Annotated in this window: 16 protein-coding genes; 9 read left to right on the top strand and 7 right to left on the bottom strand. The window is 66.3% G+C overall.

What is annotated here, in order from left to right:
* Nucleotides 1-5: 5 nt before the first annotated feature.
* The 4 genes from IEX32_RS14375 to IEX32_RS14390 are packed head-to-tail and all read right to left on the bottom strand — an operon-like array spanning nucleotide 6 to nucleotide 4,660.
* Nucleotides 6-1,031 (bottom strand): NADP-dependent oxidoreductase, encoded by a 1,026-nt coding sequence (locus IEX32_RS14375; protein ID WP_229736388.1) that lies wholly within the window; start codon nucleotides 1,029-1,031, stop codon nucleotides 6-8.
* A gap of 8 nt (nucleotides 1,032-1,039) precedes the next feature.
* Nucleotides 1,040-2,353 carry a cytochrome P450 gene (locus IEX32_RS14380; protein ID WP_188772241.1) on the bottom strand — a complete coding sequence of 438 codons (1,314 nt, stop codon included), beginning with the start codon at nucleotides 2,351-2,353 and terminating at the stop codon, nucleotides 1,040-1,042.
* Between the two features lie 4 nt (nucleotides 2,354-2,357).
* Complete coding sequence (locus IEX32_RS14385) at nucleotides 2,358-3,173, bottom strand: SDR family NAD(P)-dependent oxidoreductase (protein ID WP_188772242.1); 816 nt, start codon at nucleotides 3,171-3,173, stop codon at nucleotides 2,358-2,360.
* 11 nt (nucleotides 3,174-3,184) lie between these two features.
* Complete coding sequence (locus tag IEX32_RS14390) at nucleotides 3,185-4,660, bottom strand: aldehyde dehydrogenase family protein (protein ID WP_188772243.1); 1,476 nt, start codon at nucleotides 4,658-4,660, stop codon at nucleotides 3,185-3,187.
* A gap of 213 nt (nucleotides 4,661-4,873) precedes the next feature.
* On the opposite strand from IEX32_RS14390, the gene IEX32_RS14395 reads away from it, so the two are divergent.
* Complete coding sequence (locus tag IEX32_RS14395) at nucleotides 4,874-6,328, top strand: NAD-dependent succinate-semialdehyde dehydrogenase (protein WP_188772244.1); 1,455 nt, start codon at nucleotides 4,874-4,876, stop codon at nucleotides 6,326-6,328.
* A gap of 199 nt (nucleotides 6,329-6,527) precedes the next feature.
* Nucleotides 6,528-7,277 carry an SDR family NAD(P)-dependent oxidoreductase gene (locus tag IEX32_RS14400; protein WP_188772245.1) on the top strand — a complete coding sequence of 250 codons (750 nt, stop codon included), beginning with the start codon at nucleotides 6,528-6,530 and terminating at the stop codon, nucleotides 7,275-7,277.
* Nucleotides 7,278-7,438: 161 nt separating this feature from the next.
* On the opposite strand, the gene ppa is transcribed toward IEX32_RS14400, so the two are convergent.
* Both ppa and IEX32_RS14410 read right to left on the bottom strand, forming a co-directional pair.
* On the bottom strand, nucleotides 7,439-7,975 hold the full coding sequence (gene ppa, locus IEX32_RS14405; protein ID WP_188772246.1) for an inorganic diphosphatase: 537 nt from the start codon (nucleotides 7,973-7,975) through the stop codon (nucleotides 7,439-7,441).
* Nucleotides 7,976-8,085: 110 nt separating this feature from the next.
* The gene (locus IEX32_RS14410; RefSeq protein WP_188772247.1) at nucleotides 8,086-10,017 is read right to left on the bottom strand and encodes a M61 family metallopeptidase; all 1,932 of its coding nucleotides are present in this window, start codon (nucleotides 10,015-10,017) and stop codon (nucleotides 8,086-8,088) included.
* A gap of 90 nt (nucleotides 10,018-10,107) precedes the next feature.
* On the opposite strand from IEX32_RS14410, the gene hisS reads away from it, so the two are divergent.
* The 6 genes from hisS to metK all read left to right on the top strand — a co-directional run bounded on the left by hisS (nucleotide 10,108) and on the right by metK (nucleotide 17,416).
* On the top strand, nucleotides 10,108-11,358 hold the full coding sequence (gene hisS / locus IEX32_RS14415; RefSeq protein WP_188772248.1) for a histidine--tRNA ligase: 1,251 nt from the start codon (nucleotides 10,108-10,110) through the stop codon (nucleotides 11,356-11,358).
* Entirely contained in the window at nucleotides 11,355-12,425 is a 1,071-nt protein-coding gene (gene prfA / locus IEX32_RS14420) for a peptide chain release factor 1 (protein ID WP_188772249.1), read from the top strand. Before hisS ends, prfA begins: the two co-directional genes overlap by 4 nt.
* Nucleotides 12,418-13,269 (top strand): peptide chain release factor N(5)-glutamine methyltransferase, encoded by an 852-nt coding sequence (gene prmC, locus IEX32_RS14425; protein ID WP_188772250.1) that lies wholly within the window; start codon nucleotides 12,418-12,420, stop codon nucleotides 13,267-13,269. Before prfA ends, prmC begins: the two co-directional genes overlap by 8 nt.
* Nucleotides 13,270-13,500: 231 nt before the next feature.
* Nucleotides 13,501-14,430: a DUF4167 domain-containing protein gene (locus tag IEX32_RS14430; protein WP_188772251.1), complete on the top strand. Its 930-nt coding sequence runs from the start codon at nucleotides 13,501-13,503 to the stop codon at nucleotides 14,428-14,430.
* A 73-nt stretch (nucleotides 14,431-14,503) separates the two neighbouring features.
* Entirely contained in the window at nucleotides 14,504-16,153 is a 1,650-nt protein-coding gene (lnt, locus tag IEX32_RS14435) for an apolipoprotein N-acyltransferase (protein ID WP_188772252.1), read from the top strand.
* A 45-nt stretch (nucleotides 16,154-16,198) separates the two neighbouring features.
* Nucleotides 16,199-17,416, top strand: coding sequence for a methionine adenosyltransferase (gene metK / locus IEX32_RS14440; protein ID WP_188772253.1), 1,218 nt, complete (start codon nucleotides 16,199-16,201; stop codon nucleotides 17,414-17,416).
* A 155-nt stretch (nucleotides 17,417-17,571) separates the two neighbouring features.
* Here the strand turns inward: metK and IEX32_RS14445 are convergent, their stop codons facing one another.
* The gene (locus IEX32_RS14445) at nucleotides 17,572-19,623 is read right to left on the bottom strand and encodes a S46 family peptidase (protein WP_188772254.1); all 2,052 of its coding nucleotides are present in this window, start codon (nucleotides 19,621-19,623) and stop codon (nucleotides 17,572-17,574) included.
* 180 nt (nucleotides 19,624-19,803) lie between these two features.
* On the opposite strand from IEX32_RS14445, the gene IEX32_RS14450 reads away from it, so the two are divergent.
* Entirely contained in the window at nucleotides 19,804-20,655 is an 852-nt protein-coding gene (locus tag IEX32_RS14450; RefSeq protein ID WP_188772255.1) for a sulfurtransferase, read from the top strand.
* The last annotated feature ends 1 nt before the right edge of the window (nucleotide 20,656 follow it).

Below are 20,656 nucleotides of genomic sequence, written 5' to 3' on the forward strand. Positions count from 1 at the left end.
TCTAATCAAGCCTCGGGCGCGATGCGCACCAGCAGCTTGCCGACGTGGTCGTGGCCCGAAAACACGCTGGAGAAGGCCTCCGGAGCCGCCTCGATGCCCTCGACGATGGCCTCCGGAAAGCGCAGCCGGCCCTCTTTCATCCACCCGGCGATGTCGTTCAGGCCCTTCTGGCCCGCGAATATGCCCGCGAAACCCCTGATCTCGAGTCCCTTGGCCATGATCTGACGGTAGAACCCCGGCAGGCGGTCCGGCCCCGGCCCCTCCATGCCCATGCCGTAATAGGCGATGAAGCCGCACATCGGCATGCGCGCGCCGCGCTTGAGCAGCGGCAGCACCGCCAGCGTCACATCGCCGCCCACATTGTCGAGATAGACGTCGGCGCCCTCGGGCAATGCCGTCTTGAGCCGGTCGGCGAAATCGGGCGCCTTGTAGTCGACCGCCGCATCGAAGCCGAGATCGAGCAGCGCGCGGCACTTGGCCTCCCCGCCGGCGATGCCGACCGCGCGCGCGCCCAGCACTTTTGCGATCTGCCCCGCGATCGAACCCACCGCGCCGCCGGCAGCGGAGATCACCACGGTCTCGCCCGCCTTGACCCGACCGACGTTGACGATGCCCTCGTACGCGGTCTGGCCTGGCCCTCCCAGCGCGCCCAGCGCGGTGGAGACGGGCGCCAGCGACGGGTCGAGCTTGCGCGGCGGGCCGCGATAATCGGCCTCATCCGGCGCGAGGACATTGTACTCGGCCCAGCCGGAACGCCCTTCCACGAAATCGCCCGGGGCATATTCGGGATGGTTCGAGGCCACGACCTGCGAGACGGTCGGCCCGACCATGAGGCTGCCCGGTTCCATTCGGGTGGCGCCCGAAAGCAGGTTCTCGTCCAGCGAAAAGCGGATCAGCGGATCGACAGCGATCCACAGCGTCCTGAGCAGGATTTCGCGCTCGCCGGCTTCAGGGACCGGCACGTCCTCGACACGAAAATCCGACGGCCTGGGATTGCCTCTGGCGTAGCTGGCCAGAACAACCCGTTTCATCGTCCCGCTCATTTAAGGCGCACCGGTACCGAGGTCATGCCGCGATGTTCGAGCCCACGGTACTCGGGGCGCGGACGGGCAGGATCATAGGACATGTCCGGGAACCGATCGAGCAGACCGTTGATCGCAACGATCATCTCCTGCCGGGCGACTTCGATCCCGAGACAGCGGTGCGGGCCGAAGCCGAAGCCCATGTTGGCCGCACTCTTCTTGCGGAAGATGTCGTACTCGGTGGGACGTTCGTAGACATCAGGATCGTGATTCGCCGCGCCGAAGCACAGGAACACGCGCGTACCCGCGGGCACCGTCACCCCCTCCACTTCGTAATCTTCCACGCACAGGCGCGGCATCATCGGGTCGGTGCAGCGCCAGCGCAGCGATTCCTCGACGGCGGCCTCCACCAGCGAACGGTCCTCGCGGCAGGCGTCCCAGAAATGGCGGTGAGTCATCAGCGCGTCGATGGTAATGCCAAGCTGCCGCCAGGTCGTGCCCCCGCCCGCGAAGATCGCAAGCTTGCAATAGCCAAAGATCTCATCCTCGGTGAGCGGGCGCTTGATACCGTCCTCCTCGTCGACGATCTCGGCCGCGATCAGCCCGGAGATGAGGTTATCACCGGGGGCCCGCGTGTTCTCGGCAATGAGCGCGCGCAGGGTCTCGTCGATGTAGGTGCGCGCAGCCGCCGACTCCTCGGGCGGCAGCTTGGCCGCGCCGAAGGTCGCGCGGTCCAGCTGGTATCGGAACTCGATCACATCCTCGCCTTCGAGGCCTATCGCGCGAGTGACCGTGGCCATGGGCAGCCTCGCGCAGAGTTCGAAGTTCAGGTCGGTGGTTTTCCAGCCGTCCATGCGATCCAGGATCGCCGCGACAGTCTCCTCGATCCAGCGCTTGTTCCACCAGTCGATCACCTTGGGGCGCTTGAACAAGGGCTGGGCCGCCGAGCGCAGGCGCTTGTGCGGCTTGCCGACCATCGAGAGGATGGTCTTGCCGATAGTGCGCACGCCGGGGCTCTCATTATAGCCTTCCGACGAGAAGACGAGGTTCTCGCGAAAGCCGATCTCGCATGCACGGTAGGAGAAGAAGGTCATCGCCTCGCGCGGGGGACCCATCGAATGCGTCAATTCAGGCACGCCGAGAAGCTCACGCAGAGAGCCCTTCTGCACCGCGCCCCGCTCTCGCAGCGCATTCATGTCGTCGGTATAGTCGCGATTGCCGTCGACACCGGCATTGGCGCTCTGGCTGTTGACGTCGAACATCTCGGCATAGCGCGGGTTGTCCGACATCAGGGAAGCGAGCGCGTTGGAATGTGCGGGACAGGTTGCCATGGTATCAGTCTCCTACCTTGCGGCCGGCGGCAAGGCCGCCGTCGACGGGCAGGTTTACGCCCGTGATGTTCGAGGCAAGGTCCGAACACAGGAACATTGCCGCCGCCGCCGTATCGGCGGGGTCGATCGGCTTGCCCAGCGGGTGCGCCTTGCCCATGCCTTCGAGAATGCGGCCGCGGTGCTCGGAGTCGGGGTCCATGCCCGCGTAATGCGTGAGCATTCCCGCCGGGCAGACCGCGTTGACGCGGATGCCCTTGCCGGCGACTTCGATGGCGAGCGCGCGGGTCAGCTGGACGACCGCGCCCTTGGTCGCACCGTAGAGCACGCCGCCATAGCCCATGAGCCCGGCCACCGAAGCGGTCGAGACGATCGCGCCGCCGCTGCCCGCGCCTTCCCTGGCCTGCTTCTCGAACTGCCGGATCGCCGCCTGGCAGCCATAGATCACGCCGTTGATGTTGACGTCCTCGACCCGTTTCATCTCTTCCGGATCGCATTCGACGAGGCTGCGTAGCCCCTTGCCGGGTACCGGGCTGATAGTGATGCCGGCATTGTTGTAGATAATGTCGAGCCGCCCGAAAGCCGCGACCGCCGCCGTCACCGCCGCCTCCACCGATGCGGGATCGGCGACATTGCAGGTCACCGCCCTGCACTCGCCGCCCGCGTCGCGCGCCATCATCGCGGTCGCTTCCGCATTCCCGCCATCGATGTCCGCCGCGATCACTCTGGCGCCATGCTCGCAGAACAGCAGCGTCGCCGCGCGCCCCACGCCCGATCCCGCGCCGGTAATGACCGCGACCTTGCCCTGAACCAGTCCATCCATGCCCATTCTCCTCACCCGCCGATATTCAGCGTGGTCATCATCTGGAATTCGCGCAGGCCCTCGATGCCGCGCTCTCGCCCGAGGCCGCTCATCCTGACGCCGCCGCCGCTGGCGTAGCTCGACATCAGCGCACCGTTGACGTTGACCGCGCCGCTGCGGATGCGCAGGCCGACTTCGAGCGACTTGACCTTGTCGGCGCCGTGGACCCAGCCGGAGAGGCCAAACCGGGAATCGTTCGCCATTTCCACCGCATGGTCGAGGTCGCGGTAGCCAATGACGCCGACGACCGGCCCGAAGATCTCCTCCTGCGCGGCCGGGTTCCCGTTGTCCGGCAGGTCGAGAACGGTTGGTTCCCAGTAGAAGCCCTTGTCTAATCCCTCCGGTCTCCTGCCGCCGCATACCACGCGCCCGCCCGCCTCGACGGCGGCGCGCGTGAAGTGCTCGCAGCGGTCGCGCTGGGCCGCGCTGATGACGGGGCCGAGCTGGGTCGCCGGATCGCTGGCAGGGCCGATCTTCACGCCCGCCAGCGCCTTGGCCATGCCTTCAAGCACTTCGGCCTTGCTCTCCTGCGGCACGAAGACGCGCGTGCCCAGCACGCAGCCCTGTCCCGCATGCGAGGTGCAGACCGAGTAGGCGGCCTGTGGCGCGCGCGCCACCGCATCGGGCAGGTAGATCTGCGCCGACTTGCCGCCCAGCTCCAGCACCAGCCGCTTGAGCGTAGGCGCCGCCTGCGCGGCGACTTTCGTGCCGACGCTGGAGGAGCCGGTGAACGAAACCATGTCCACACGCGGATCGGTGGTCATCGCGATACCGCCTTCCAGCCCGTCCTCCGTGATCACGTTGAGCACGCCCTTGGGCAGGCCCGCCTCGTCGGCGGCCTCGGCGAAGATCATTGCCGAAAGGGGGGTCAGCGGGTTCGGCCGCAGGATCACCGTATCGCCCGCCATCAGCGCCGGGACGACCTTCCAGAACGCGGTATAGAACGGCACGTTGTAGGCCGGGATCGCCGAAACCACGCCCAGCGGCGAGTACCGCTTGAGACTCTGGACGACGAAGTGGGCATTGACCCGCTCGTGCAGGGGCAGCGGGTTTTCCTCGATCTCCGGAAGGCGCAGGAACAGCTCGATGATCTCGTCCGTCATCCTGAGCGGCGCGTGGACTTGCGCGCCCATGACTGTAGAGGACACAGGGCAACCCGCCTCCAGGATCGCCAGTTCCCTGAGCCGGCCCGCCGCCTTGCGCAGCGCTTCGCCATAGCGCGTCATGATCGCGGCGCGCTCCTTCATCGAGAGGCCGGGCCATACGCCCTCGTCGAAGACGCGCCGCGCCGCCGCGATGGCACCGTCGACTTGCGCGCCGCTCGCGCCTGTCAGCCTCGCGACGCAGCTTTCGTCCGAGGGGTTCTCGACCGTGAAGGCCTTTCCTTCGCCCTTGACGAAGGCGCCATCAATGTAGCCAGCGTAGTCCGTCGTCCTTCTCCACCTCAAATTCGCTATTACGAATATTTTTTCGTTATGTGGATGGTATCCGCACGCCGGCCTCGCGTCAATGCGCAGATGCGATGCCGGGATGGCGATGTTCGCAGTGCCACCGGCTTCGCATGGCGGCGAGCGGTTGCCACCTTGGCCGGGCAATCCTATGCGGGGCAGCGAAGGAGCGGTTCCGCAGGGCGGAGCCGGGAGACCAGGGAACCTCACGCGATGGCCTACACCGACTTCCTCAAGCAGCAGTGCTACATCGACGGCAGGTGGTGCGACGCGGATTCGGGCGCCACTTTCGACGTGACCGATCCGGGCAGCGGCAAGGCGCTTGGCACCGTACCGAAGATGGGCAAGGCCGAGACCGCCCGCGCCATCGACGCCGCTGAAGCCGCGCTCCCGGCCTGGCGGGCGAAAACCGCGGGCGAGCGCTCCAGGCTGATGCGCAGGCTCTACGACCTGATGATGCAGCACCAGGACGATCTCGGCGAACTGCTCAGCCGCGAGCAGGGCAAGCCCTTCGCCGAAGGCAAAGGCGAGATCGCCTATGGCGCCGGCTTCATCGAATGGTTCGCCGAAGAGGGCAAGCGCGCCTATGGAGACGTCATTCCCGGCCACGCGGCGGACCGCCGCATCGTCGTTATCAAGCAGCCGGTCGGCGTCGTCGGCGCGATCACGCCCTGGAACTTCCCCAATGCGATGATCACCCGCAAGCTAGGGCCGGCGCTGGCGGCAGGCTGCACGATCGTCATCAAGCCTGCCTCGGCCACCCCCTATTCGGCCCTCGCCATCGCCGCGCTGTGCGAAATGGCGGGCATTCCGGCAGGCGTGGTCAATGTCGTGACCGGCAGCGCGGGACAGATCGGCTCCGAACTCACCGGCAATCCCAAGGTCGCCAAGATCACGTTCACCGGATCGACCGAGATCGGCCGCGAGCTGCTGAAGGAATCGGCCGAGACGATCAAGAAGTGCTCGATGGAGCTGGGCGGCAATGCACCGTTCCTGGTCTTCGACGATGCCGATGTCGATGCCGCGGTCGATGGCGCGATGATCTCCAAGTACCGAAATGGGGGCCAGACCTGCGTATGCACCAACCGCTTCTATGTGCAGGACGGCGTCTATGACGAATTCGTCGAAAAGCTCGCCGCGCGCGTTTCGGCGATGAAGGTCGGCTACGGCATGGATGGAGGCACCGACATCGGACCGCTGATCGACGAGAAGGCGGTCGAGAAAGTGGAGGAGCACCTGCGGGACGCGCTCGATGGCGGCGCGAAGATCCTCGCAGGCGGCTCGCGCAACGAGCGCGGCGGTTCCTACTTCAATCCCACCGTGATCGCCGGCGTGAAGCCGGATATGAAGCTGGCGCAAGAGGAGACCTTCGGTCCCCTCGCCGGCGTGATTCGCTTCACGGACGAAGCCGATGCCATTGCCATGGCCAACGACACCGAATTCGGCCTCGCCAGCTACTTCTACGCACGCGACCTCAGCCGCGTATGGCGCGTTGCCGAAGCACTGGAAGCGGGCATGGTAGGGATCAACACCGGCCTGATCTCCACCGAAGTCGCGCCCTTCGGCGGCGTCAAGCAATCGGGCCTCGGGCGCGAGGGATCGCACTACGGCCTCGACGACTATATGGAGGTCAAATACCTCTGCATGGGCATCCAGCCCAGCGCCTGATCCGGTGCGCCCGGACCAGGTGGAAAGCGGGCCCGCCGGCCAGGATCGGCCGCGCGGCCCTGCCGAAGCACTGCGCCTTACCGGGGCGCATATCGCGCCCCGGCGAAGACTGAACATGTGCTCCAGATTCCGGCTTCCGCACGCGCGCGTTCTCGCCTAGCCATTTCCGACCCACTGGAAACGACCGGGAGAGAACATCATGAGCTACAAAGTTGCCCTCGTCACGGGCGCTGCGGCCGGGATCGGCGCCGCCTGTGCCAAGCGTCTTGCCGGGGACGGCGTCGCGGTCGGCGTGCTCGATCTCGACGAAGAGCGCTGCGCCGATACGGTGAAAGCGATCAAGGACGCAGGGGGCAAGGCAATCGCACTGGGCGCCGACGTTTCCAACCGCGCTTCGGTCAGGGCGGCGGTCGAGAAATGCCGCGAAGCGCTCGGCCCGATCACGATTCTCGTCAACAACGCCGGCGTCACCGACTTCACGCCTTTCGAGGAGCTGACCGACGAGCGCTGGGATTTCATCTTTGCCGTCAACATGCGCGGCCCCTTCATCGTCACGCAGGAATGCCTGCCCGACATGAAGTCCGCCGGCTGGGGCCGCATCGTCAACATTTCCTCTTCCAGCGCGCAGACCGGTGCGATCAACATGATCCCCTACAGCTCGTCCAAGGGCGCGATGGTGACGATGACCCGTTCGATGGCACAGGAATTCGGGCCCTACGGCATCACCGTGAACAACATTCCGCCCGGCTCGGTGATGGGCACAATCATGTCCGAGGCCAACCGCGAGCGGTTCCAGATTCCAACCGAGGTACTACAAAAATCCGTCCCGGTTCGCCGTCTGGGTGAGCCCGACGACATCGCCAATGCCTGCTCCTGGCTGTGCAACGAGGCCACCGGCTACGTCACCGGGCAGACCATCGGGGTCAACGGCGGCCGCGTCGTCACCTGACGGTTGCAGGCCGCGCGACGCTCGCGCAAAACCGATGCAGCCCGCGGCCGGAATAAAAAATTCCGCCTTTATAATACCAAAGGGCCGACGATTTGCACCGTCGGCCCCCGTTCCACATGGGGGAGTGGAACTCGTGCTGTCAGCGCGACTCGAAGAGCCGCTCAGCGCGTAGTTGCATTATAGCGCTCAATGGCCTCGAGGACGATTTTCCGCGCCTCCTCGGCGTTACCCCACGTGCCGACTCTTACCCACTTTTCCTTTTCAAGGTCTTTATAGTGGGTGAAGAAATGCTCGATCTGGCTGAAGACGATCTCGGGAAGATCGGTCTTCTCCTTGACGTCGCTGTAGTACGGGAAGGTCGAATCCACCGGAACACAGACCAGTTTCTCGTCGCCGCCGTGCTCGTCCTCCAGATTGAGGACCGCGATCGGGCGGGCGCGCACGACGCAGCCCGGAATGAACGGTGAGCGCGCCACGACCAGCGCGTCGAGCGGATCGCCGTCGGGCGAAAGCGTGTGCGGAACGAAACCGTAATTGGCCGGATAGCGCATCGGCGTATGCAGGATGCGGTCGACGAAGAGCGCGCCCGAAGCCTTGTCGAACTCGTACTTGACCGGCTCACCGCCAGTAGGAACCTCGATGATGACGTTGAGGTTTTCCGGCGGATTCTCGCCGACGGGAATCATATCGATGCGCATACTCTTCCTTCTTGTGCAGAGCCGCGACTGTTAGGCAGGTGTGATTGTCGCGGGGCGCGACTTAGCCGCGCCCTTTTTGCACCGCAACAGGCGAATGGCCGGAGCCGGATTTAATCGCGACGGGGCGAAAGCAGTCGATCGAGACCGCCTGCCTTGCCCGGCGTGGCCGATTCGAGCCAGGGCCAGCGCATGCCGCCGTGGTAGTCGACCGGCACGGTCATCACCTTTTCGCCGCGCTGCACCACGAACTGAAGCGGCTCCTTCCGGCCTTTCGCGTTCCGGATCGCCCTGGTCATGGCATCGGCCGACCAGACCGTGCCGTCGACCGCGACGATCTTCGCGCCGGTGACGATCCCGGCGTTGAAGGCCGGGCCATCCCAGATCACCCCGCTGACTTCCCCCTCCTTGCTCACCGTCATGCCCAGCGAATGCGTCAGGTCAAGGCTGCCGTACTTGTCGAAAAGAGCCTTGTCGTAAGAGTTGGGTTCGTCCTTGAAGACGACCCTGTACCCGGCCTTCTCGATCCCGGCATAAGGCGCCGCGCGGCCCGGCTGGTAGATCCGCTCCTTGAGGAAGGCGGCCCAGTCGAACGGGTAAACCCCGTTCAGCGTCGCCACCACGTCATCGAACGTATAGCTCAGGGTTGGCCCCGTACCGTCGCGGTAGGAGAAGAAGGCCTTCGCGAAATCGTCGAGGCCCTTCCTGCCCCCGGTGCCCTGGCGGATCACCTGGTCGGCTTCCAGCCAGACCATCGCGCCTTCCCAGTAATAGTCCTCGCCGCGCGCCAGCGAGGCATAGGGCTTGGGCTTGCGCGCCGCGAAGACGGGATCGAAAGTGGTGTCCTCCACCGAACGCCAGCCGCGCCCCGGACTGGCCGCAAGCGCGGCGGCGGCGCGGGCGATGGCGTCAAGCACGGTATCCTTCTGCTGAACGCCCGAGCGCGCCGCGAGCACCAGCCCCCAGAACTGCGTCTGCCCTTCGTAGACCCAGAGCAGATCGTCACGCATCGGCGTGCGGTAGTCCGGTGTCCAGAGCCCGGCCGGGCGGCGGTACTTGCCGTTCCAGCTGTGCACCAGCTCGTGCGCCAGCACGTTGCGGTCCCAGTCGAGCGCCTTCCAGTCGACGAAATTGCGCGGCTCCAGCTGATTCTCGCTCGATTCGAGATGTTCGAGACCGATGCCGCCGATCCGGCTCGAAAGCGCGACGAGAAAGTCATAGTGATCGAAAGGCGCCTTGCCGAACAGGACGAGCGCCTGATCGACAAGCTCGCGCAGCTTGCCGAGGTTGTCAGGCGCCAGTTCGAGCAGTTCGGGCGTGTCGGCCACCGTTTCCATCGCAACGTCGTGACCGAGGTCGAACTTGCGGAAATAGGCGCCCGCGAAGATCGGGGAATCGACCAGCTCCTCATAGTCCGTCTCGGCCCAGCTCCAGCGATTTGCGCTGTTCGTCTGGCCATCGAGCGAAGTGCCCGGCGTCCAGCCCCTGGGCAGGGTCACGCTGGGGCGGATCCGGATCCGGCCGACGTAATGGCCGGCGGGGTAGAGGCTCATCTTCTCCCACTGCAGGTTGAGCATGTCCGGCGTCATCGTCACGCGCCCCTCGGAAGGCTGCAACGGCGAAGTATGGACGAAGCGGGCGACAAGCTGGCGCGCACCGGCCGGCAGGTCGACATGGAAGGCATGGACCTCGACCGGGTCACGCCGCCAGGTCACGGGCTTGCCGTCGACCGTGAAGCGCAGGTCGACCAGCTCGGCAAGCGGCCCGCGCGGCCCATGATTGCCGGGCAGCCACTGCGGGAACAGCAGCGTCAGGTTCCGCGTGCCGGGCGCAAGCGGAATGGTCTCGGTCACCTTGTAGGCGGCGCGCGTGGTGTCGCCGGCATCGATGTCGAGTTGGATCGTCCCGCCGGGCCAGGGCGTGTCCGCCGCGTCCGGGATCGCCGGGCTGGTCATTTCCGGCCGCGCGGGCTCGGCGGCGAATACCGGAGCCGTGGTCAAGGAAAGGGAGGCAAGGAGCGTCGCAACCGCGGAAAGACTTTTCATGGGACAGGGGTTTGGCAACCGGCGCGCCGAAGCGCAACCGCCCCCGCCCGGTCTTCCCCCACGGCGCCAATCGGGCTAAGCGCGCGCCTCATGAGCAGCACACCACAGGCCATTCCCAAGCCGATCAGGGGAACCCAGGACATCTTCGGCGTCGATGCCGAGGCTTTCGCGCACGTCGTCGAAACCTTCGAGCGCGTGCGCAAGCTCTATCGCTTCCGCCGCATCGAGATGCCGGTCTTCGAAAAAACCGAGGTCTTCAGCCGCTCGATCGGCGAGACCACCGATGTGGTTTCCAAGGAAATGTACTCGTTCGAGGATCGCGGCGGCGATTCGCTCACCCTGCGCCCCGAGTTCACCGCCGGCATTGCGCGGGCCTATCTCACCAATGGCTGGAAACAGTACGCGCCGCTCAAGGTGGCGACGCACGGGCCGCTGTTCCGCTATGAACGCCCGCAGAAAGGCCGCTACCGCCAGTTCCACCAGCTCGACGCCGAAGTGATCGGCGCCGCAGAGCCGATGGCCGACGTGGAACTGCTGGTCATGGCGGACCAGCTCCTCAAGGACCTGGGCATTGCCGAGGGCGTGACGCTGCAACTCAACACGCTGGGCGACGCCGACAGCCGCGAGGCCTGGCGCGCCGCGCTGGTGGAATACTTCCGCGATCACCGGGCCTCGCTGAGCGAGGATTCGCAGGACCGGCTGGAGCGCAATCCCTTGCGCATCCTCGATTCCAAGGACCCGCGCGACAAGGCCTTCACCGAGGCGGCCCCGAAGATCGACGATTTCCTTTCGGGCGAGGCGCAGGACTTCTTCGGCGCGGTGACACAAGGGCTCGAGGCGGCCTCGGTGGACTACGTCCGCGCCCCGGCCCTTGTGCGCGGGTTGGACTACTACCGGCACACTGCTTTCGAATTCGTGACCGACCGGCTGGGCGCGCAGGGCACGGTGCTGGGCGGGGGGCGCTACGACGGGCTGATGGAAGCGCTGGGCGGGCCGGAGACGCCAGCGGTCGGCTGGGCGGCGGGGATCGAGCGGCTGGCGATGCTGGTGGGCGCACGGAACGACACGCCACTTGATGTTGCCATCGCGGTGGAGGCTGATGAGCTCTTGAACGCTGCTATTAGAGCTGCTGCCGAATTGCGACGCGCTGGTTTCTCGGTTGAACTTGTAACCTTCGGCTCGCCGCGCAAGCGTTACGACAAAGCCGCCAAGCTGAATGCCGACCTTCTCGCCTCTATCCAGCTTCGTGACGGAAAGCCCGGCTACAGTTCTCGCACTCAGATTGACGACGCTCGCGAAGATGAGATCAATGCAGTTCTTTCGAAGCAAATCTATTTGTGACCGTCTCTGACGCCCGCCTCGCCCAGATCGCGCACCGTTTCGCCGAACTCGAAGCGCGCCTCGCGAGCGGGACGCTCGAAGGCGACGCCTTCGTCGCCGCCAGCCGCGATTACGCCGAACTGGAGCCGGTGGCGCGCGTCGCCGCCCAGGTCGCCTCGATGCGCGAGGAACTGGCGTCGCTTCAGAAGCTCGACGATCCCGACCCGGACATGCGCGCGCTCGCCGCAGAGGAGATCGCCCGGATCAGGGAGGAACTGCCCGAGGCCGAACGCAAGCTCGCCATTGCCATGCTGCCGCGCGATTCCGCCGACCAGCGCCCCGCCATGCTCGAAATCCGCGCCGGCACCGGCGGCGACGAGGCCGCGCTGTTCGCCGCCGACCTCTACCGCATGTACGAGCGCTATGCCGCCGAGCAGGGCTGGAAGGTCGAGATGATCTCGGCCAACGCCAATGACATCGGCGGTTTCAAGGAAGTGGTCGCCAATATCGCGGGCACCGGCGTTTTCGCCAAGTTGAAGTTCGAGAGCGGCGTCCACCGCGTGCAACGCGTGCCGGTTACCGAGAGCGGCGGGCGCATCCATACTTCGGCCGCGACGGTGGCGGTGCTGCCCGAACCGAGCGAAGTCGATGTGCAGATCGAGGACAAGGACCTCAAGATCGACATCTACCGCGCATCGGGCGCGGGCGGGCAGCATGTGAACACCACCGATTCCGCCGTGCGCATCACCCACCTGCCCAGCGGCCTGGTGGTGATCTGCCAGGACGAGCGCAGCCAGCACAAGAACAAGGCCAAGGCCATGCAGGTGCTGCGCGCGCGCCTCTATGAGAAGATGCGCGACGAGGCGCAGGGCGCCGAGGCCGAGGCGCGCAAGGCCATGGTCGGCTCGGGCGACCGCTCCGAACGCATCCGCACTTACAACTTCCCGCAGGGGCGCGTCACCGACCACCGCATCAACCTGACGCTGCACCGCCTGCCCGAAGTGCTCGAAGGGCCCGGTCTCGGCGAACTGATCGACGCGCTCATCGCCGAGGACGAGGCGAAGCGTCTGGCGGCGATGGATGGGTGAGAACGCGGGGAATACGGTCGCCCAGGCCCTCCGCGAAGCCGCGCAAAGCCTCGGCGCGACCAGCGATACCGCGCGGCTCGACGCCGAAGTGCTGATGGCCCATGCTCTGGGCGCGACGCGCTCCGAAATGCTGCTGCGTCATATGAACGCTCCCGCGCCCGGCGGCTTCGCCGCGCTGGTCGCGCGCCGGGTGGCCCACGAACCGGTCGCCTACATCACCGGGACGCAGGAGTTCTACGGTCTGCCCTTCAGAGTCACGCCCGACGTGCTGATCCCGCGCGGCGATTCCGAAGTGCTGGTCGAGGCCGCGCTGGCCGCGAGGCCCGATGCGCGCGCGGTGCTCGACTGCGGCACGGGTTCGGGCGCGTTGCTGCTGGCGGTGCTCTCCCACCGGCCGGACGCACGCGGCGTGGGCGTCGACTGCTCGCCCGGCGCCCTTGCGGTCGCGCGGGCCAATGCAGAGGCGCTGGGCCTCGCGGGACGGGTTCGCATGGTTCAGGCGGACTGGAACAAGCCGGGCTGGGCGGCAGACCTGGGCGGGCCGTTCAACCTTGTCCTCGCCAACCCGCCTTATGTCGAGAATGCGGCGCCGCTCGATCGGACGGTCCGTGCCTTCGAGCCGGCCAGCGCGCTTTTTTCCGGCCCCGAGGGGCTGGACGATTACCGCGTGCTGGTTCCGCAACTGCCCGGCCTGCTCGCTCCCGCCGGCGCCGCGCTGGTCGAGATCGGGCATGCCCAGGCCGACGCGGTAAGCGCGATAGGAAAGGCCGCAGGGCTCGATGCCCGTCTCCACCGCGACCTCGCCGGACGCGCGCGCGTCCTCGAATTTTCACCGGCGGCATAAGATTTCCCTTGGAATCGGCCGCCGGAATGCCTAAGCATGGATACGAACCAGTCCATGGACGAAGACTTCCCATGCTTGGTTCACCTCCACCATTTGCAAGCGGTGCAGCTTGGGGCGCCTCTGCACGGCAAATGGGGAAATCACGGCAATCGCAGTGATCCGTGATCATGCGACGCAAGGCAATCCGCCCGGATACCCGGTCGGCAGCCAGGGGTTTTGAGGAAAATATCCTTGAATAATAATCGTGGTAATAACCGCAGGCGTGGCCGCGGTGGCAATCGTCAACAGGGCGGTCAGCAGACTAACCGTATCGACAGCAGGGCGCGCGGCAATGCGCCGCAGATGCTGGAGAAATACAAGAAGCTGGCGCATGACGCGCACCTCAATGGTGACCGCGTGCAGGAGGAATATTACCTCCAGTTCGCCGACCATTACTTCCGCGTCATCGCCGACCAGAAGCAGCGCCAGGAAGAGGCGCGTCAACCGCGCCGCGACGACCGCTCGCAAGACGATCGCTCGCAGGATTACGGCGACGATGCGTCGTCGGACGAGGATACGTACGGCGAAGCCGCTCGTTCGTATCAGGACCGGGCGTATCAGGACCGGGCGTATCAGGACCGGGCGTATCAGGACCGGGCGTATCAGGATCGGTCGCAGCAGGATCGGTCGCAGCAGGATCGGTCGCAGCAGGATCGCGAGCCGCGCGGGGAGCGCAGCCCTCGCGCCGTTGCTCAGGAACAGCGCGAACCTGCCGAAACCGGGGACGAGAGCGGTTCGCAAGACGAACGCCCGACCTATGAGCCGACGGAAAACCCATTCCTGCGCGACAACCGCGGCGCTCGCGGCGGGTTGAAGCAGCGCCGGCCGCGCCGCGGCCGCGAGGACGGCGAGGAAACCGGCGGAAGCGAAAACGCCGCGGGCAAGCAGGAGGCGGACAAGGAAGCCTCTTCGGGCGGCTTTGATCCCGAGACGCTCCCACCCTCGATCTCGACCGGTGCGGAGGAAAAGCCCAAGCGCCGTACTCGCGCCAAGCCCAAAGCCGCCGATGCTCCGGCAGGCGAGGAAGGCGAGGAAAAGCCCAAGCGGCGCCGCACCCGCAAGGCCGGCCCGTCCACCGACGGAACCGACGGGTCCGGCGGCACGCTCGAAACCGTAGACTGACAGACAACCGACCGACCGGACGAGGCGCGACTTTGCTTGCGTCGTCGCCCGGCGGGTCTACATAGCAGCGCCGATGGATTCCCTTCGGCATGCACCGGCCCTGAACAGCGCACCGGCGACCTTCCAGCGCTTCCCCCGGCTTACCGCCGGACTTTCCGCCATCGCGGCGGGGGCGCTTGCCGCCTGCGGTTTCCAGCCGCTCGCACTCTGGCCCCTGACGATCCTCGGGATCGCCCTGCTCGCCGAACTCGTCGCGCGTAGCGACAGCGGGCGGCGGGCCTTCCTTGCCGGCTGGTGCTTCGGCGTCGGCCACTTCGCTCTCGGCAACAACTGGATCGCGACGGCCTTCACCTATCAGGCGCAGATGCCGGCCTGGCTGGGCGGGATCTCGGTCGTGCTGATTTCTCTCTACCTCGCGGTCTTCCCCGGCCTCGCGGCGCTGGCCGGCTGGCGATCACTGCGCGGCGGCGCGCCGTTCCTGGCGCTGGCCCTCGCATTCCCGGCGGCCTGGATCGTCACCGAGTGGATGCGCGCCTGGGCCTTCACCGGCTTTGCCTGGAACCCGCTGGGCATCGCCCTGCTCGGACCGTTCGACACGCGCGGCCTTGCCCTGCTGACGCCGTGGATCGGCACTTACGGCCTTTCCGGCGTGCTTGTGCTGCTGGCCTGTCTGCCGGGCCTGTTCATCCGCCTCGGCGCGGCGAGAAGCGGCCTTGCGCGCTGGATCTGGACCGCGCCGGCGCTGGCGATCGCCGTGCCGCTGGTGCTGGTCATGACCGGCCCGGATCGCTGGGCCTCCCGCGACGAAGGCCAGATCCGCTACACTCTCGTCCAGCCTGACCTGCGGCAGGAAGTGATCGACGATCCGCGCCAGTTCGAGGCAAACTTCGTCAAACTGGCCATGCTGTCCCTGCCGGAAAGATCCGGAGACAAACGCGTGGTGTTCTGGCCCGAATCCGGCCTCGGCGACTACCTGCGGGACGGATATCCTCCTTACCTCTATCGCCTTTACACTTACGCCGGCGACCCGGTGCTGGCCCGGGAGCGGATCGGCCGCGTCATCGGCCCCCACAGCCTGCTGCTGACCGGCGCGGTCGACCTCGTCATGGAGGACGGGGACGAAGTCGGCGCGCGCAATACGGTAACCGCTTTCGACGGCAAGGGGCGCATCCTTGCCAGCTATTCCAAGGCACACCTCGTGCCCTATGGCGAGTACCTCGCCCTGCGCTGGCTGCTCGAACCGCTCGGTGCGCGGCGCCTCGTGGCCGGATCGCTCGACTTCTGGCCGGGCCCGGGCCCGCGCACTTACGACTTCGGCAGCTATGGCGAGGCCGGGGTCCAGATCTGCTACGAGATCGTCTTCAGCGGCGAAGTCGTCGACCCGCGCAACCGGCCCGACTATATCTTCAATCCCTCCAACGATGGCTGGTTCGGCGCCTGGGGCCCGCCCCAGCACCTCGCCCAGGCACGGCTGCGCGCGATCGAGGAAGGCCTGCCCGTCGTGCGCGCCACCACGACCGGCATCAGCGCCGTGGTGGATGCCGATGGCATCGTTCGCGGGCATATGCCCTGGCGCACGGCCGGACGGCTCGACGGGCGCATCCCCCCTCCCCATCAGCCGACACCGTTCGCCCGCCACGGCAACGCCCTGCCGCTGGCACTGGCCGGGTTGCTGGCGGCGCTGGCCGTTTCGGTGGTTGCACTGAGCCGCCGCCGGGGTTAAACGGCACAAGACATAAAGATTTCTTTATATGGCTGGTGTCCCACAATGCGCAGTGACTACGTCTTCACTTCCGAAAGCGTTTCGGAAGGCCATCCCGACAAGGTTTCCGACCAGATTTCGGACGCCATCGTCGACCTGTTCCTCTCGCGGGACCCCGAGGCGCGCGTCGCCTGCGAGACGCTGACGACGACGCAGCGCGTCGTGCTGGCCGGCGAAGTGCGCGGGCGCGGCATGATCGACGCGAACGGCCACTGGGCTGAAGGCGCGCAGGAGGAAATCCAGCGCGTCGTGCGCGAGACGGTGCGGCGCATCGGCTATGAGCAGAACGGCTTTCACTGGACCGACCTGACGTTCGAGAACCACCTGCACCCGCAGAGCGCGGACATCGCGCAAGGCGTCGATTCGGCCGGCAACAAGGATGAAGGCGCGGGCGATCAGGGCATCATGTTCGGTTTCGCCTGCGACGAGACGCCGGACCTGATGCCAGCCACGCTCGATTACAGCCACAAGATCCTCCAGCGCCTTGCCGAAGACCGCAAATCCGGCGCGGCACCGTTCCTCGAGCCCGATGCCAAGAGCCAGGTCACGCTGCGCTTCAAGGATGGCAGGCCGGTTGCCGCCACCGTGATCGTCGTCTCCACCCAGCACAAGCCGGGCTATCATGAAGGCGGCAAGGAAGCCGAGCTCAAGGGCTATGTGAAGCAGGTCGTCCGCGAGATCCTGCCCGAGGGCTTCATCACCGACGAGACTGTCTGGCACATCAACCCGACCGGCAAGTTCGAGATCGGCGGGCCCGACGGCGATGCCGGGCTTACCGGCCGCAAGATCATCGTCGATACCTATGGCGGCGCGGCTCCGCATGGCGGCGGCGCGTTCTCGGGCAAGGACCCGACCAAGGTTGACCGTTCGGCCGCCTATGTGACGCGCTACCTGGCCAAGAACGTCGTCGCGGCGGGGCTTGCCCGGCGCTGCACGATCCAGGTGTCCTACGCCATCGGCATTTCCGAGCCGCTGTCGCTCTACGTCAACCTGCACGACACCGGCAAAGTCTCAGAAGAGGCGCTGGAAGCGGCGATCGTCAAGGTCGCCAAGGACCGGCTCGGCGGCCTCACCCCGCGCGGCATCCGCCTCGGCCTCGGCCTCAACAAACCGATCTACGCGGTGACCGCCGCCTACGGTCACTTCGGCCGCAAGCCTGAGGGCGACCTGTTCCCGTGGGAACGTACCGACCTCGTCGACGCGCTCAAGGCCGCGTTGGGCTGAGCCAGGCGGGCTCAAAGGGAGGCATCGCCGAAAAGGCCGTCATCCCGGGCTCGACCCGGGACCGGCGGCGGTCGTTCGGCCTGCCCTTTCGGCAAGGCCGCTCGTAAAAACCTCCACCGGTCCCGGATCAGGTCCGGGACGACGTGATTTGTGCTCTACTTCGCGGCCAGTTCCTTCACCAGTCGCGGCGAGGGGTAGATCGTCTCCAGTGCCTCCTGCAGCGCGGCCGTGGAAACGATCACGGTGCGGTTTAGCACCGGATCGTAGCCGTAGTTGCCGCCCATCGAATGGATGTTGCCATCGAAGGCCGCTCCGATCACCGTTCCCGCCCGGTCGATCACCGGTGAGCCGGAGTTGCCGCCGATGATGTCGTTGGTGGTGACGAAGTCGTAAGTCACGGACTTGTCGATCTGCTGCTCCTTCGCCGCGAAGGCACGAGCGAGGTCGAACGGAGGCGATCCGGTGGCGCGCTCGAACGTGCCGCCGAGCGTGGTGCGATAGGGCACCTGCGCGCCGCGCTCGGGCCAGCCTACGACTTTGCCGTAGCTTATGCGAAGCGTGAAGGTCGCATCGGGATAAATCGTATCGCCAAAGGCCGCGAAGCGCGCTTCGGTGAGCTTCGCGGCGGCAGCGGTGGCCGGGCCGGAATAGGCCTCGTCGACCTGCTTTTCGAGTTCGCGCTGGCGCGCCTCGAGCTTGCGGGCATAGACGATCATCGGGTCGTCCGAGGCCTCGATCGCCGCCTGTCCGCCTTCCCACAATTGCTTGCGGACGACCGGCTCCGCCAGCTTCGTGCCGGAAACAAGCCGCTGCGCCAGTTCCTCGGGGCTTTCCCGGCCCAGCAGCAGCTTCGTGTCCGGATCGTCCGCGCCCAGGTATTCGCGGGCCTTCGACAGGCTCCATTCGAGCCGCAGCTCATCCAGCCAGGGATAGACCGGCGCGGAATCGAGCAGGCGCTTTTCGGTAAGCGGCAGCGCGCTTTCGGTATAGCCCGGCAGGCGCTCGGCATTGGGCTTGGCGCGCTCGGCGGCGGCCATGACCAGCGTCTGGGCATAGCCGTAGAGTTCCCCAGCGGGATCGGTGAAGCGGTAGGCGAGAAAGAGCGGGCGATAGGCCTGAACCGCCTTGTCCATTTCGCTCCAGGGATCGCCGATGCCCGCCATGCCCGCGCTCTTCGTCTTGAGGTCCGTCTCGGCCTTCGCCAGCCGGGCGGCGAAGGTCTGGTCATTCAGCGCCTTGGTGCGGCCGATATAGACCTTCAGGCTGTTCTCGATGCCGTTGAGCGCGTCGAGCCCTTCACGCTCATGCTCGGGGCTCTCCTTCATCGCGCGGATCAACCTCCCGCGCAGTTCCGAATAAGTGGCGACGGTTACCGGCAGGCGCACTTCGCGCTCGAAGGCGAGCTGGCTGGCGGTATAGAGCCGCGCGGTCGAGCCCGGATTGCCGACGACGAAAGTCATCTCCCCCTCCTTGGGCGCGCGCGGGTTCCACTTCAGGTGGTTGGGCGTCCTGACCGGCTTGCCGTCCTCGTAGGCGCGCAGGAACGCACCATCGAGGCTGTAGCGCGGGAAATTGAAATTGTCGGGATCGCCCCCGAACGTCGCCGCGCGGTCCTCCGGTGCCCATACCAGCCGCACGTCGGAGTACTTGCGATAGGTATAGAGCTTGTACTGCCCGCCCCCGAACAGGGTGACGACCTGGCAGCGCGTCTTCTCACGATCGGTGCAGCCGGCGGCCTCGATTTCGGCGATCCGCGCATCGCGCGCCTTGATCAGCGCCTCTCCGGTGCTGGCGCCGATCGCGCGTTTTATGTCGCCCGTCACGTCGGTGATCTTGGTGACCACTTCGGCCTGCTGGCCGGGGCACTTCTTCTCGTCAGGCAGGCTCGCGGCGACGAAACCCTTGTCGAGCAGGTCGTTGCCGGACGTGGAATTGTCGAACAGGCAGGAAGCGACGCAGTGATGGTTGGTGAGGATGAGGCCACTTCCGGAAACGAAGCTGGCCGAGCAGCCACCGGTCAGGCGCACGGCGGAATTGCGGACTTTGTCGAGCCAGGCCCCATCGGGTGCCCAGCCGTATTCGGCTTGCACTTTCGCGCGCGGAAAACCGTCGAAGGTCCACATGCCCTCTTCGGCGGCGGCGGGAGCGGAATTGAGCGCCAGCGACAGGGCAGTGCCGGCAAGCAGGGTTAGCGAGCGGGTTGTCATGGGTGTTCCTCGTTCCAGAATGACCTGATTTTCCCAAGGAAATCCGGTCTGTCCAGTCAAATCCCGGCAGGATTCGCAAGGTTGCCGAAACAGGTGCGCAGGCGTTATCTGAAGAACCCGATATGGGTCCGATGCGAAACAAGCTTGTGCATCCGACCGGGAAGCGGCTGGACAGACGATATGGACTACGGGACGCTGATTTCGGTCGAGGACTTGCGCGACCTTCTCGCGGGCGGAACCGATGTGCTCCTGCTCGACTGCGAATTCGATCTCGGCGCGCCCGAAAAGGGCAGACAGATCCATGCCGCGGGGCATCTGCCGGGCGCGTGCTACGCCCACCTCGACCAGGATCTTGCGGGCACGCCTGACGGCACCAACGGCCGCCACCCTCTTCCCGACCGGGAAAGGTTTGCCGCGTGGCTGCGCGGGATCGGATTGAGCAGGGGGCAGCAGGTCGTCGCCTACGATTCGAATGGAGGAGCCTGGGCGGCGCGGGCCTGGTGGCTGCTGCGCTGGATGGGGCACCGGCCGGTCGCCGTGCTCGATGGCGGCAAGCCGGCCTGGGCCGCGTCGGGCCTGCCCTTGGAGACCGGTACGCCGCTACAGCGAAGCACGGGGGATTTCGTCCCCGGCGAACCGCGCGTCGGCGCACCGGTGAACGCTGCGGACGTGCTCGCCAATGTCTCCAGCCACGAAGCGCAGGTTCTCGATGCCCGCGATCCTTCGCGCTATCGGGGCGAACCCAATCCGCTCGATCCGGTTGCGGGTCATATTCCCGGCGCGAAGAACCGCTTCTTTCGCGACAACCTGGGCAGCGACGGCCGCTTCCGCCCCGCAGCGGAACTCGCCGCCGCGTTCACCGTACTGCTGGAAGGCAGGCCCGCCGTCCTGCAATGCGGCTCGGGCGTCACCGCCTGCCACAACGCGCTCGCCATGGAGATCGCCGGCCTCACCGGCGCGCGGCTCTACCCGGGCTCGTGGAGCGAATGGATCAGCGACCCCGCCCGCCCGGTGGCGACGGGCGAGGGCTGAC

It is taken from the genome of Novosphingobium endophyticum, assembly GCF_014640675.1.
Taxonomy (GTDB): Bacteria; Pseudomonadota; Alphaproteobacteria; order Sphingomonadales; family Sphingomonadaceae; genus Novosphingobium; species Novosphingobium endophyticum.